The organism is Luteolibacter sp. Y139 (genome assembly GCF_038066715.1).
GTDB lineage: Bacteria > Verrucomicrobiota > Verrucomicrobiia > Verrucomicrobiales > Akkermansiaceae > Haloferula > Haloferula soli.
Window position 1 is genome coordinate 85238 of the sequence record NZ_JBBUKT010000009.1, and the last position, 14456, is coordinate 99693.

General features: G+C 62.5%; 6 protein-coding genes. 1 reads left to right on the plus strand and 5 read right to left on the minus strand.

Annotation, left to right across the window (positions count from 1 at the left end; genetic code table 11):
* Complete coding sequence (locus tag WKV53_RS20410; protein ID WP_341406648.1) at positions 1-2094, plus strand: TonB-dependent receptor plug domain-containing protein; 2094 nt, start codon at positions 1-3, stop codon at positions 2092-2094.
* Between the two features lie 105 nt (positions 2095-2199).
* Here WKV53_RS20410 and pbpC read toward each other — a convergent pair whose 3' ends face one another.
* The 5 genes from pbpC to WKV53_RS20435 form a co-directional block, all read right to left on the minus strand.
* Positions 2200-4449, minus strand: coding sequence for a penicillin-binding protein 1C (gene pbpC / locus WKV53_RS20415; RefSeq protein ID WP_341406649.1), 2250 nt, complete (start codon positions 4447-4449; stop codon positions 2200-2202).
* Between the two features lie 19 nt (positions 4450-4468).
* Entirely contained in the window at positions 4469-10252 is a 5784-nt protein-coding gene (locus tag WKV53_RS20420) for an alpha-2-macroglobulin family protein (protein ID WP_341406650.1), read from the minus strand.
* A 216-nt stretch (positions 10253-10468) separates the two neighbouring features.
* A complete protein-coding gene (locus WKV53_RS20425; protein WP_341406651.1) occupies positions 10469-12400 on the minus strand; it encodes a right-handed parallel beta-helix repeat-containing protein in 1932 nt (643 codons plus the stop codon).
* 64 nt (positions 12401-12464) lie between these two features.
* Positions 12465-13070, minus strand: a complete 606-nt coding sequence (locus tag WKV53_RS20430) for a DUF6940 family protein (protein ID WP_341406652.1) — start codon at positions 13068-13070, stop codon at positions 12465-12467.
* A gap of 15 nt (positions 13071-13085) precedes the next feature.
* The gene (locus WKV53_RS20435; protein WP_341406653.1) at positions 13086-14453 is read right to left on the minus strand and encodes an MBL fold metallo-hydrolase; all 1368 of its coding nucleotides are present in this window, start codon (positions 14451-14453) and stop codon (positions 13086-13088) included.
* Between the last annotated feature and the right edge of the window lie 3 nt (positions 14454-14456).

A 14456-nucleotide genomic window follows, 5' to 3' on the forward strand; every position in this document is an offset into this window, starting at 1 on the left:
ATGCGAAAAATCCTGCTCTTGCCTCTGGTTCCTGTGGCGGTTCACGCCCAGGATCTCCTTGATCCTCTCATCACCACTGCCTCCCGTATCGAAACTCAGGAGAGCGATACTCCCTATACGGTCAACGAGATCACGGAGAAGTACATCGAGCAAAACACGCGCCGCACCCTTCCGGAAGCGCTCCAGTTCACACCCGGCGTGCTGGTGCAGAAGACGGCGAATGGTCACGGCTCGCCCTATGTCCGTGGCTTCACGGGTCGTCAGAACCTGCTGATGATCGACGGCGTCCGCGTGAACAACTCGGCATGGCGCAGCGGCCCGGTCCAGTACTGGAATACCATCGATCCCTACTCGATCGATCACGTGGAGTTGGTGAAGAGCCAGGGTTCGGTGCTCTTCGGCTCGGATGCGATCGGCGGCACGGCCAATGTTTTCACCAAGTCCTCCAACTTCCAGGACCAGACCGATGGAACCTTCTTCACCCATGGCGCTGCCTACTACGAATACCGTAGCAATGGCGACGACTCGCACATCGGCCGGATCGAAAGCTCCTTCGGCGTCGGTGGCAAGTATGGGGTGATGTTCGGCCTGACGGCGAAAGACTTCGGCGACGTGCGCGATTCCGCAGTCGGGCTGATGCGCAATACCGGCTACCCCGAACAGGATCTCGATTTCCGTCTCGACTACGCGCTGAACGATCAGACCACGCTGACCCTGGTCCATCAGTATGTGAACCAGGACGCGATCTCGCGCTGGCACTCGACTGTCTTCAACCCCGGCTGGCAGCACTCCGGCCACGTCATCCAGCCTGGCACCTGGATCGCCCGCACCTATGATCAGGAGCGCTCGCTGACCTATGCCCGCATCGAGCAGGAAAACGACGACACTTCCTTCATCAAGCGCTGGAACGCCACCGTGTCCTATCAGACCACGCGTGACTCGGAGGCGCAGTATCGCACGGCCACCGACCGCCGCTATCAGATTTCGGAAGTCGATACCGCCGGCTTCGACATTTCCTTCGAGTCCCCGATCGGCGACGGCGAGCTGGTGTACGGCCTCGACTACTATCAGGACACGGTCGAATCGGAAGGCTATCGCAAGCGCGGCGCGAACCCGCTGCTCTACGATATCACCAACCGGCCAATCGCGGACGATTCCACCTATGATCTGTTCGGTGCCTTCGCCCAATACGTGTGGCGGCCGGTGGATGCGTTCGAACTCACCGCCGGTGCGCGTTACACCTACGCCAAAGCCGAGCTTGGTCGCTACTACGATACCGTGGCCGCCGCCGATGTGTATGGTGCGGAGCGCGATTGGGACCATGTCGTCGGTTCGATCCGTGCGCTCTATCACCTGAATCCCTGCTGGAGCATCTATGGTGGTGCCTCGCAGGCCTTCCGCGCGCCGAACCTGGATGACCTTTCGGGCAACCTGACCTCGCGCTCCGGTGTAGCGTCCAATGGTTCGGTCGATGTGGATCCTGAGGAGTACATCACCTACGAAATCGGCACCCGGTATACCACGGATGATACTTCGCTGAATCTCGCGTTCTTCTACACCGACGTGGATGACCTGATCGTCGGTGTCCCGGTTAGCTCTGGTAGTGCCACCACCGTGGCGACCAATGGCCGTGACGGCTACGTCTATGGCGTGGAACTCGAAGGCGCGTGGCGCTTCCATCCGCAGTGGACGGTGTCCGGCTTCGCCGCTTGGCAAGATGGCCGCACCGAAACGAGTGCCTTCCTCGGCGGTCCGCTCGTGGATGAGCCCGGCTCACGCTTGCTGCCGCTCACCGGCTCGCTGGCGCTGCGCTGGACCCACTCGTCCGAGAAGTTCTGGGTGGAAGGCCGTGTGCTGGCCGCTGGTGAAGAAGATCGCCTGACGGCTTCGGATCGCGCGGACAACCAGCGCATCCCGTCGCTCGGCACGCCGGGTTACGTCAGCTACATGTTGCACGCCGGATGGCAGGCGACGGACCACCTTGAGTTCACCGGTGGTCTCGAAAACATCACCAACAAAGACTATCGCAATCACGGCTCCGGCCAGAACGAGCCGGGCTTCAACGCCATCCTGGGCGCCAAGGTGATGTGGTAGTCCATCCATTCGATTTTCTCCCCCAAAAGCGCAGAGGTTGATCGGTAAATGAAGGGCCGCGGGAGGCATCCCGCGGCCCTTTTCATTGAGGGGTGTCGACGTTCCTTATCGCTGCTCCACCTTGATCGTCACGTCATGCTTCCCGCCATTGCGTTTGTCCGTGGCGATGAGGATGTGGTTGCCCGGCTTCAATTTGACGATCGCTTCCGCGCCGCCGGAGGAAACCTCCAGCGTGTCGCACGACCAATCCGCTTGTCCGGGCAAATTGGTGGCGAGGTGAAGGGTGCCGCCATTCGGTAATTCAGGATCGAGCACGTAGGTGGTGCCATCGCGCGGGGCGAGGATGCGCAGTGGCGATTCCGCCGGAATGCCGGACGCAAGGGCGAAGACATCGCGCCGCCGGTTGTAGGGCGAGGCGAACCATTCCGAGTACGATGAATCCAGTAGCACGTGTCCTGAGGAATCCCGATCCGCCGGCGAGGCGAATAGCGGCGGGCGATCCGCGGGAACCAGCGCCGTCTGCTTTTGCTCTGCCGTGCGTTTTCCCGTGAGTGGATCGATCCCGAATTCGATCAAGCCTTCCGGCCGCTCCAGCCACCGCGGCGAATGATCGCGATGCAGGCGCAGCATCGCGCGGTGGAAGATCGGCCCGGCACCGGCGACGCCGGAGACGCCCTTCATCGGCGAGTTGTCAAAGTTCCCCGCCCACACGCCGACGGTGAAGTCGCGAGTGAAGCCGAGGCACCAGTTGTCGCGGAAGTCGGAAGAGGTTCCCGTCTTCGCCGCACAACGGAAAGGAAGCTCCAGCGGCCCGCCTCGACCGAAGGAAGGTGCGCGGGCAATCGGATCTGAAAGAATGTCGGCGATGAGAAAGCAGGAAGCTGCAGAGGGTGGATGGGAAATGGCGGGGGAATCTTCCGTGCCATCATCTTTCCAAAGTCTCGTTTGATGATATCGACCGCTTTCCGCCAGCGTGGCGTAGGCATTGGTTAGATCCAACAAGCGCACCGGCGCATTGCCGAGCGTGAGGCCTAGGCCGTAGGGAGCCGGGTCAGGACCCAACGTGCCGATTCCCAGTTCTGACAGGAGGTCATACAGCGGCCGTGGCCCGCCGATGTCATTGAGGGCCCGCATCGCGGGAACATTCAGCGAACAAGCCAGTGCCTCGCGGACGCTGACGGGGCCGCGGAAGGTGCGATCGTAGTTCTCCGGCACATCGAGCCCTTCCTTGGTGCGGAAGCGTGTCGGGATGTCGGCGACGATGGACGCGGGATGCAGCCCGCCCTTGTCGAAGGCGAGCAGCCACGTGAAGGGCTTCAGCGCGGAGCCCGGTGAGCGCGGAGTGAGGGCTCCATTGATCTGGCCGCCATTCGGATCGCGCCAATTCCCGGAGGAGACGAGCGCGAGAATCTCCCGGGTGCGGTTGTCGAGAACCACCACCGCCGCGTGCTTGATGTGTGAGTCCGCCAGCTTGGCGAGCTCTTCGCTGACGATGCTTTCGAGATCGCCCTGGATGTCGGCATCGATCGTGGTGAGCATCTGGGTGATCGGAAGATCATTGGCGAAGGATGATAGCCACGGTGCGACCTCCGCCTCCGGCAAGGGGCGAAGTGCGAGCGATTCGCCGCGCGCGGATGAAATACGGGAGGCATCGTAGTTCTTTGCGAGGCGCGCGAGGACCACTTCGCGACGGGCGAGCGCCCGGGCGGGATGCTTGACAGGATTGAGCCGGCTCGGTGCCTGCGGCAGACCGGCGAGCAGGGCGCTCTCCGCGAGCGAGAGATCGGCGAGCGGCTTCTGAAAATAGAAGCGGGCTGCCTCGGCGGGGCCTGTACGATGGTTGCCGTAGGGAAGCCGATTGAGGTAGGCGACGAGGATCTGGTCCTTGCTCCACGTCATCTCCAGATGTCGGGCGAGCAGGGCTTCGCGGAGCTTGGTGCTCAGGTTGCGCTTTGCCGGCGGGGAGGAGAGTTTGATCAGTTGCTGGGTGATCGTGGAGGCACCGGAGACGGTACGGCGATGAAGGATGGCGTCCTTTGTCGCTCGCATCGTCGCAAGCAGATCGACCCCACCGTGATCACGAAAGCGCCGGTCTTCCACGGCAATGGTGCAGGCGATCAGGTCATCCGGCACCTCCGCCAATGATACCGGCTCACTGCGGGTGAAGTCCGGCAGCACGAGGTGGTGGAGCGGCTTGCCATTCCGATCGAGCAGGACTGGCGAAGCGGGGGCTTCTGTTAGACCGGCAGGCAGGGGGATGCACCATGGTAGCACGAACCACACGAAAAGCCCTGCCGCCACCAGCGCCGCGGGAATCGCGAGGCGCTTGCGACGAAGGAGACGGCGGGCTTTCACGGCAGACCGCTAGATGGAGTTAGAACTCCCGCGAGGCCGAGAGCGCGGTGTTGTCCGGATTGTACATCGACTCCACCTTGGCTGGCGGAGCTACGGCCTTGCCTTCCATGGTGCAGCGGGCGAGGTAGGTGATCTTCGTCTGACCCGCCTTCCAAATGCGGTCGTAGAAGAATACCGCACGGTCGGAGCGCAGCTCGCTGTGAGAGATGGTCCAGTCGTTCTCGCTGGTGCCACCGGCATTCGGGTTGGCCGATTGGCTGGCGAAGTCATTGTTCACCGCTTCCAAGATGGCGGGCAAATGATCCTCGACCACCAGGTAGCGCGAGTCGTCCTGCGGCAGATTGACCTCCAAGGTCACGCGAACCAGATCGCCGAGCTTGGCCGCTTCCAGTGGCTCGGAGGTGCCATCGGATTTCACGCGTTCGTAGAAGCGGGTGATCTCCAGGCCGTTCTTCGCCACCGGCTTCTGCGGAGCGATCGCTGGCTTCGAGGCGAGCTTCACGCGGACATAGGCCGTCTTGTCCGAGATGGCGGAAAGCGCGAGCTGGCCGCCGAGCGGGAAGTCGAAGGATACGGCAGGCTTGCCGGCTTCCAGCGTGACCTTTTGCGGGCCATCGGCGCTGGTCAGCGTGACGGTGGCGGGTGTCTTCTCGTCATGGTGTTCCGCGTAGGTCGCCAAACCAAGCAGCGACCATGCATTGACCCACGTCGTGCGCCAGTGACCGTAAGGGTTGCGTTCCTGGATCAGCTTCTCCAGCGCTTGATCGGCTTCGCCGCCGTTGGGGTCGACCGTAGACCACGCGAGCAGCGAGAGCGCGTCGTCGTTTTCCCAATACATCCAGCTGTCGTCTTTCAAGCGCAGCTTGGTCTTGTCACGCAGGATGGCTTTCGGGTCGCTGGTGCCAGAAGCCTTTGCCGCCAAGGCAAGCAAGCAACGGGCACGCGGCGTGAGGTCCGCCATGCGATCCTTCAAGGCGTTGACGTAGGCAGCGGGCTTCTTCTCGGTCATCGCGAGAATCCAGGTCGCGCGGCAGGCGTTTTCCAGTTCGAAACTGGAGTTCGACTTGCCGATCCCGCGCAGCCCGGCTTCGAGGTGATTGCAGAGCGAGGCAATCGCGGCGTCCGGAACTTCCGCACCCGCTCCTTTCGCGAGGATCAGGCCGAGGCCGGCATAGGACGATGCCCATGGCACCGCTTCACGATCGCCCGGCCAGTAGCCGAAGCCGCCGTCCTGGGTCTGCATGGTGAGGAGGCGGTTCACGCCTTTTTGCAGCGCCTTCTTCACCTCCTGAGGCGAGTGCTTGGCAAACGCCGGCACCACGTCACGGAGCTGATCGACGGCCAGCCATGGCATCATCGAAGAGGTGGTTTGCTCAACGCATCCATAGGGATAGTGGAGCAGGTAATCGACCGAGCCGCCTGCTTCCATCAAGCGCGAGCGGGAAAGCTCGAGCTCCAGATTGCCACGGCCCTCCAGCAGCGCTGGATCGAGTCCATCGAGCAGGTTCGCATTCTTGTTATCGAGCTTCACCAGCTTCGCTTGGCGCAGCAGCGGAACGGGATACTCGACTTGGAAGCGGGATTCGACGCGGTCGGCCAGCTTGTTCGCGAGAACGGGAGTAAGTTGCGCGCCATCCAGCGAGACGGGCTCGGCCTTCCATGAGAAGACCGCTTCGCCGGTGTTCTTGAAGGTGACTGGGAAGATCACCGTGGCGGATCCACCGGCGGTGAGGGTGATGGTTTTCGCGGCCTCGCCGCCAGCGAGCACAGCGACCGGTTCGGAGGCCGGCGGGTTCGGCGTGAAGGTGATCTTCCAGGTACCGTTGAACTCCGAGGCGTTCTGGACCAGCGCGCGGATGTCGAGCGTGTCGCCTTCATTCGCGAAGCGCGGCGCCTGCGGTTCCACCATCAGCGGCTTGTTCACCACCAGGTCGGCCTGCGAGTGGCCGAAGCGGCTTTCGCCATGCTGGGCGATCGCGATGACGCGGTAGCGGGTCAGCGTGTCGGGCATCTTGAAGGTCGCGGTGAATTTGCCCGCGGCATCCGTGACCAATGTCGGCTGCCAACCGGCACAGGGATTGAAGTCACGGCGCATGGAGGGGGGCATGCCGCCGAGCTCGCCGTCACCGCCGCCGATGAAGAAGCCCTTGTTGTAGAAGCTCTGTTCCTCGGGGGATTCAGCGACGAAGTGGTCCAGCGTGGTGCCGCAGTCGACCCGCAGGCTGCGGGGATCGTAGAAGTGCGCCATCGGGTCCGGCGTTTCGTAGCCCATCACGGCGAGCGTTCCCTCGTCTTCGGCATAGAGCGTGACCTCAGCATTCGCGGCGGGCTTGCCGTCGGCAAGTACGACGCTTCCCGTAAGTGCGACGTCTTCGCCGGGTAGCACGCTATCCTTCGGCATGGCGAGATTCACGGCCAGCTTGTCGCGGCGATTTTCCACCGTCAGATCGCAGTAGCCGAGGCGAAGCTGCGGCTCCTTGTACTGTCGTCCACTGTCCTGTGCACCCTTGATGACCAGCACCGACACGTAGGCATTCGGCGCGTCATCGTCGCTGAGCGGGATCTCGATCACCGGCTTATCCGCCTTCAGCTCGATCATGAACGAGCGCAGCACCTTCTCGCGCTCGACGGTGACCAATGCGGTGCCATCGATGGGGGAAAGCACCAGCACGCGGGCGGTATCGCCGGGCTGATAGACTTTCTTCTCGGATACCAGCTTGATCCGCACGCCGTCCTCGTAGGCCCAGGGATACTCGTCGCCGCCGTAGACGTGGATCGAAGTCACGGTGGCAAACGGGTGCCCCTCGTCATCGGTGCCGCGCAGCTCGATCTGGTGGAGACCAGCCTGCTGTGGGGCGAAGAGGAACTCGGTGCCCTTGCCGCCGGAAAGCGTCAGATCGGTGGTGGAGAGATCCTCACGGCGGCTTTCGTTGCGGACGGCTGTTCCTCCCTGTTCGTCGGCGAGCCGCACCTGGTCATTGACCTCGCGCGAAAGCTTCGCCGTCAGTTTGAGGTCACCATCGAAGGTCTCGCCTTGCGTGGTGACCGCGACAATGCCGAGTGGAATGCGATCACCCGCACGCACCAGCCGGTCGAGTCGCGAGATGCCGACATAGACGGCGGCCGGATGCACGACGGTCTCCGTACGTTCATTCAGCGTCTGGCGATTTGCATCGGTCACTTCCGTGGCGATGGAAACCTCGCGCGCCATCGGGAATTCGCCATCGGGAAGCTTGGCGACGATGCGAGCGGTGCCATCGGCGGCGAGTTCGGCCTTGTCCGACTTGCTGTCGGAATGGCGCGATCCATTGTCATCATCCCAGCGGTAGCCGAAGTAGTGATACCAGTAGCCGAAGTCCTGCGTGCGGTGATCGCCGAACAGGAAGTCGCGGAACTTCTCCGGATAGAAGTTCGTCTCGCTGATGGTGGTGAAGGTTTCCACGCCACCCTTCGCCACGGGCTGGCCTTGGTAGTAGCCGGCCTTCACTTGCAGGGCGACTTCCTTCGCGCCGATGGCCGGCTTCTCAAGCGTGTGGGTGACCTCAAACGCATTCCGGCGGAATTCCTCGACGCGGATGCCGAGGGCAAAGCTGGCGTTTTCCTGAAGCTGGGAACGCTCCGACCAGTCCTCCATGTTTTCGAGTTTCGCGAGTTCGTCGGGATACTCGAAGGCGATGCGGTGGTAGCCGGTGGTCTCGGCTGGAAGTTCGAAGCTCACGTCGAACCCGCCGGTCGGCGAAACCTTCACATCGCGGCGGAGGATCTCCTTGTTCTTCGGATCATTCACCACGAGCTGCGCCGGCTTGGCGGCATCGGCGACGATGGCATTGCCATTCTGGTGGCGGACGATGCCCTTCAGGTGAACGGTTTCACCCGGGCGATAGAGCGAGCGGTCGGTGAAGAGGAACACGCGGCGCTTTTCCAGCGGCGTCTCTTCCCACGAGTAGCGGACCGGAAAGCGCCAGAGGCCGACGGTGGGCAAGGTGCTATCATAGGCCACGCTGAAGCGGTCTTCGCCGAGCTTTGCTTCCAGGTGGCGGGCGGCTTTCTCCCGCGGGATCACCGCCATGCCATCGGCACCGGTCTTCGCCTGCTGCAGGCCCTTGGCGTCTTCGCCGAAGGTGGCAAGTTCGACATTTGGAAGCGGCTTGCCGGTCAGGCAGGAGAAGGCGAGTACGCGCGCTTCGCCATCGATGATCTTCCACGCGAGGCCGATGTCGGTCAGTTGCACGAGCGCCTGCGCTACGGGCGACTTCGCCATCTCCTCATCCGAGTCTTCCTCGCCGCGGTCTTCCTTCGCGAGCGGGATGCCTTCCTTCGGCGTGCCGGCGATCTCGATGAAGAAGGCCGCGGGCGTCTTCATCGCCGGTGAGACGGGCTCATCCTCCTTCGGGAAGCCGAGCGTGTAGGGCTTGGCATCGCCAGCCAGCACCTTGTCCCAATCCAGCACCAGCGGCTGGGTGGTATCGAGCGCGGTGTCGAAGGGGATATCAAAGTCCGCGACCGTCTCGCCGCCGAGCATTTCATAGGGGAGCAAGTGGGTCGGCTTGACCTCTTTCCCATCGTGTCCGACGCCGGTGTAGTGGCGGTAGCCCTGCTGGGCGCGGATCAGCTCGGTGCCGCTCAACCGCTTCACCCGGACCTTTACCGAAGCGAGGTTCACCGTCTGGACGCGATACTTGCGATTCCCGGATGCGAGCTGGCTTTCGTCCTGGCTGGGCAAGGAGAGTTCGGGCTTGAGCGGGGCGAAGGTCACTTTCTTGGAAAAGACCTGTCCTCCCAGCGCACGGCCGTCCTGGGAGGCGATGGCGGGATCCAGTGTGACCGTCCACTCCTCGTCACCGGAGAAATCGCCGAGCACGTGGAGCTCGTCATTGCGCACCTCCACGCGCATGTCCTTCGGTTCCGGCTCCACCTTCACCAGCGATGGCGGCAGATCGATTGGCAGCTTCGCGTTGAAGTCCGCCACGATCTTGCGCGGCTCATCTGCAATCACGCGTGCGACGAGCTCCTCGACTTTCAAGGGCTCGATATCGCCGATCTGGCGCGTGGCATCGGCCGGAAACTTCGCCTTCCCGCTGGCATCCGGCAGGCCGGCGAGCATCGAGAGCCGCCAGTTGTCTCCCACCGGCAGCGGCTGGAGCGGTGTGACGATCAAGCCATTGGGCAGTTCCAGTTCCGGCTTCAACTCCGGCTCCTTGGGAGAATCCTGACCGCGGCGTGCAAAGCGCTCGCTCCACGACGCACCGAGATAGCCCGGCTGCTTCAGCTTGCCGAAGGTAGCGCGCTCGGTTTTCGCGGCGACGCGCTTTCCACCGTCCGCCTCGTAGAAGAGGAATGGCGCGGCCTTGTCAGGGGCCACTTCGCCATTGAAGCGCAGGAAGAACGCGGCGGTGCGCGGCGACCAGTCATCCACATAGCGATCGAGCAGCGCGGCGTAGTCGACTTGAAAGGCTTGGCTCGCGACCTTCGCCAACTCGCCGGTCGGGATTTCCGAGCCGTCGAGGTGGGCGTGCTTGCCGGTCAGCTTGAAGACATACGTGGTGCCGAGCGCGGGCGGACCGGTCGGGCGGAATTCGAGCACGTTGGCCTCTTTCCAGAAGAGGGTGCCAGTCCACGCCGGCTGGATGTCCAGCCAGGGCGACAGGACTTCCTTGCCGATCCGGTCGGGGCCGGCGACGGCTCGGTCGAGGACCAATTCGATCGTGCTCTCGGGAGTCAGGGACTCCGTCGAGACGTGGAGACGGGGTGCGGCGGTGGCACTGGTAACAAGGCCCGCCAACAAGACGGCAATGGGGCGCATGGACGTGTGGATGAGGTTCCAGCCCATGATACGAAATCAGGGCCGGGAGACATGTCATGCCCGGCGGGAAAATTTTGCAATGAAAGGCTGTGTGAAGATTTCGAGAAACGCGCGAATGCAGTCGGGATTTCCCGGGGTGGCCATGGGAGAAATCCCGAGGTTTCGAATGCGTCAGAGCTGTTTCGGCCGCACACGGCGTGTGCGGACCACCTTGCCTCACTGGGAGACTGACAGCCGGACGAAGCGCTTGCCGTCCGTCAGCGGGAAGTCCCGCCAGTAGCTGCCGCTGCCATCGCTTTGCTCGGATGGGATCGCTGCGGGCCAAGCACCGAGATTCACGGACGACTGCACCTCGTAGGCGAGTTCGGGGGCCTGCTTGCGATAGCGGAAGCGGAAGACATTGCCCGTCTTTCCGCCCGTCGGGGCCAGGTTGGCATCTGGCAACGCGGGATTCATCCCCTGCGAATACTCCACCAGGTTGCGCACGCCGTCCGCGTCAGGATCATCGTCATTTCCTGCGGGAGGGCCGCCGTCAGGCAAGCTGAAGTGCACATCGCGCCATGATTGCAGGTTCGTCATGAATTCATGCGCCCCGGCATCCACCCGGCCATTCGCCTGGCGCGAGGCTCCGAAGAAATCCTTCTCCCCGGTGTGAGGAATGAACTGGGGAGAGGTGCGGTCGCGGGCAAACGAAGTCTCGGTGATCTTGAAGTCGGCCGCGGCGGGGGTCGCACTTGGCACCGCCACTACGAAACCCGGATCGTGAAAGGTTGAGTTCGCGTCGCTACCGATCGCCGTGCGCCACGCGGCAAGGCCATTGTAGGACTTGTTTCCCTGATTGCTGCCACTGCCGGTCGGGTTCAGGCCGAACTCGATGTCCGCCTCGTTGCCCTCGCAGAAGTAGATGTTCCAATCGAAGACATTGCTCGGCCCAAAGGCACGCTGCGCCGCCGTGCCACCTTCGACGTAGTGGATGATCATCTGCTTCGTTGTCGCGTTTGCCCAGATGATGTTGTTCCTGAATAGGTTCTTCTCCAGGTAGAACTGCAGCGTGATCTGTCCACCTCCCGTTTCCTCGGTGTCGTTGCGGAAGAGGGTATTGTTCTGCACCTCGCAGGCCCGGGTCTTGCCGCGGTTCGAGTCGTAGCCACCCATGATGATCCCGGCGGCGTGATTGTGGTGCAGGAGGTTGTTTCTCAGCAGGATGCCTTCGGTGAAACCGGCGGCGTTCTCGCTGGCGAGCTCGATGCCGAAATTGGAGCCATACACGTGGTTGCGCTCCACGGCGATGTTGGCGCCGCCGTCGATGTAGATGCCCGCCGCCGAGCGCTCTCCTCCGCCGGTGGTGAAATTGCCGCCGTAGCCGGGGTTGTAGGCGCTATCGATCCCGTGGACCAGATTCTCTCGCACCACGCCACCGCGCGCGCGGTCCGTGGCCGTGGTGGGAGCGGAGCCCTCGTAGCCGATCAGGTCGATGCCGATGTTGTTGCAGTTGTAGACGTGATTCCGGCTTACCACGAAATTCGTCACATTGCCATTTAGCACCACGGATTCGCTTTGGCCGGTGCGGAGGTCATGGACCTCGTTGTTGTCCAGCACCAGGCCATCGATGGGCGTGGTGGATGTGCCGTAGACGCAGATCCCGAAGCCGTTCCCGTTCTTGGTGGTATTGCTCTGCCAGATGTCGTGGACCTTGCAGTCCAGCACTTTCAAGCCGCTCCCGCTGCCCTCGATCTGGATGCCCGCTGGCAACTGCGCTGCAACCGTGGTCTTGAAGTTCCGCACCTCCAGCCCGCGCAGGTGGACGTGATTGCAATTCACCACCGCCACCAAGCCTGCCCTGTCGCCGGCAGGGACGCTGAGTGTGGCACCATCAATTATAGCGACTTCGCTTTGATACGCTTGAATGACGATGGGTGCCGCCGCCGTGCCGCTCTTGTCGGAAAGCATCAGCCGCTCGGGATAGACTCCGGCATGCAGATACAGAGTGTCGCCGGCAGCGAGCAGCGGCGCCGCGTGCGAAAAGGTTTTCCATGGCTGTGCAAAGCTGCCCGGCCCTGCGTCGCTTCCGGTGGGGCTCAGGTGGTAGTCCGCCGCCGCAAGAGGAAGGGCGGATAGGAAGATCATCGGCGAGACCCGGAACATCATGCTCCGATCACTGTACACCAATCGCGGGGAAGCGATCCTCTTTTCCCGAACTCCAAATTTTGTGTCAGGAATTCCAAGTGGCGTATGCCTTGTGCCGATAATATTTCGGCCGGGAGTCGAGGCGGAGATGCAGCCAAGAGACACCCATGCCGGCTGTGCTCAGCCAGAGCGGTGAACTTGAGATGCGCTGCTTCATGCTCCTCCCCACGGTGTGCCAAAAGGCATCGACTTGGGCAGACGGGGCCTCTCGCAGGAACCTTCCCAAGTGAGTGTAGCAGCCCACGTCGGCGGCAACAGGCGCTGGAACCACCAGCATGGCGTCTCCACCGAGATTCGGGAAATCGATCACGCTGGCACCGGTTCGGGCCGCGAAGTGCCCGGCGAATGGCTCGGGATCGGGCCGGAGGAATTCCAACGAAGCGCCTTCGACCACCACAAACTCGAAAGGCTGGCCTATTGTGGAAGAGGTGACCGGCGGCACCTCCCAGAAATAGGAATTGTAGCCTGCTTCTTGAAGCGAGCGCGTGAAGAACCCTCGGAAGTCCACATCACTCTCTAACAAGCCGATCACCTCGCCGAACGTCAGCGGAGCTTCCGCCATCAACTGGACCTTGATCGTCCGATGGTCCAACTGCCGGGCCTCGCTTTTCCAAGGATATCCATCAGGCATGGCACGTAGAGGGCGTCAATCGATCCGGTAATCCGTTCCCGGCTGCGGGATGATCGTCTCGGTCTTCGGCAGCTTTTCGCGGAGCTGATCGACGAACCAATTGCTCGCCTTGGGATCGCCGTGGACGAGGAAAGCCTTCTTCGGACGGACCTTGAGAATGAACTCAAGCAGCGACTCGCGCGTGGCGTGGCCGCTGAAGTCGAAGATTTCCATCTCGCACTTGCGGGCGACCGGCCCGTAGCGCGAATCAAGCACCACCTTGTCTCCGGTCTGCCCGGCGCGGAGATGCCCTGCGGGGGAATCGGGATCGGCGTAGCCGACGAAATGAAGGCCGTTCTTCGGGTTCTCCAAGAAGCCGGCGCGGGCGAATTGGTTCGAGACCGTGTTTTCGCTCATCATGCCGCTGGAGAGGCAATAGATGGCGCCGGGATTCAGCGGGATCGGGCCTGCTTTCTTGCGGTTCCCGGCTTGGAGATCCATGTCCTCCAGGATGCGGAAGCTGTCGTCGCTGCGGCGAGTACGGCCCTTGGCATACTTGTCGTAGATCACCGTCATCTTGGTGCTGAGGCCGCCGATGAAGATGGGTGTCTTCTTCGGAATCAGGCCGGCCTTCTTGAAGCGATGGAGCATGGTCAGCACCTCCTGGGTCTTGCCCATGGCGAAAACCGGGATCAGCACGCTACCACGGCGGTGGAGGGTGCGGGCGATCGCATCGGCGAAGCGCAGCTCCTCGTTCTCCCGGGTGTAGTCCGCCGGTCGCACACTGTCGCCGCGGGTGGTCTCGATGATCAGGGCATCGACATGATCTTCGGGAAAACGTGCGCCCTTGATCAGGGTGGAGTCCTCGAAATTCACGTCGCCGGTGTACATCACGCGATGGCCATTCGCCTGCAGGGTGATGCCGGTGGAGCCGAGCACGTGGCCGGCGTCATGAAAGGTGCCGATCAGGCTGCCATCGGGATCGAGTTCGAAGGGCCGCTCCAAGGGGCGGGTTTCGAAGACGCGCTCGAGTTCATCGATGCCGCGGTGGGTGAAGAGCGGATACTCGACGATGCCGAGCTCGGTGCGCTTCGCCTGCATCACGTTCACCGAGTTATGCAGCATCGCGGTCGAAAGCTCGGCGGCGGCTTGGGAAAAGAACGCCTTGGCCTGCGGCTGGCGATTGAGCAGCACCGGCAGCGAGCCGATGTGATCGAGGTGGGCGTGAGTCACCACCACGGAGTCGATCGAGCCGTCTTCGAGCAGATCGTAGCGTGGCACTCCTTCAAGGCCGTCGTGCTTGGGATGGAGTCCGGCATCGAGGACCACACGAGCCTTTCCGGTGTCGAGCAGATAGGAATTCGCGCCGATTTCGGCGTTGCGGCAAAGGCTGCGAAAAAGCATGAA

Coding starts and splice junctions, on each gene's coding strand:
- WKV53_RS20420 (WP_341406650.1), bottom strand. CDS start 10,252: ATGCGCCCCATTGCCGTCTTGTTGGCGGGCCTTGTTACCAGTGCCACC.
- WKV53_RS20430 (WP_341406652.1), bottom strand. CDS start 13,070: ATGCCTGATGGATATCCTTGGAAAAGCGAGGCCCGGCAGTTGGACCAT.
- WKV53_RS20425 (WP_341406651.1), bottom strand. CDS start 12,400: ATGATGTTCCGGGTCTCGCCGATGATCTTCCTATCCGCCCTTCCTCTT.
- WKV53_RS20410 (WP_341406648.1), top strand. CDS start 1: ATGCGAAAAATCCTGCTCTTGCCTCTGGTTCCTGTGGCGGTTCACGCC.
- WKV53_RS20435 (WP_341406653.1), bottom strand. CDS start 14,453: ATGCTTTTTCGCAGCCTTTGCCGCAACGCCGAAATCGGCGCGAATTCC.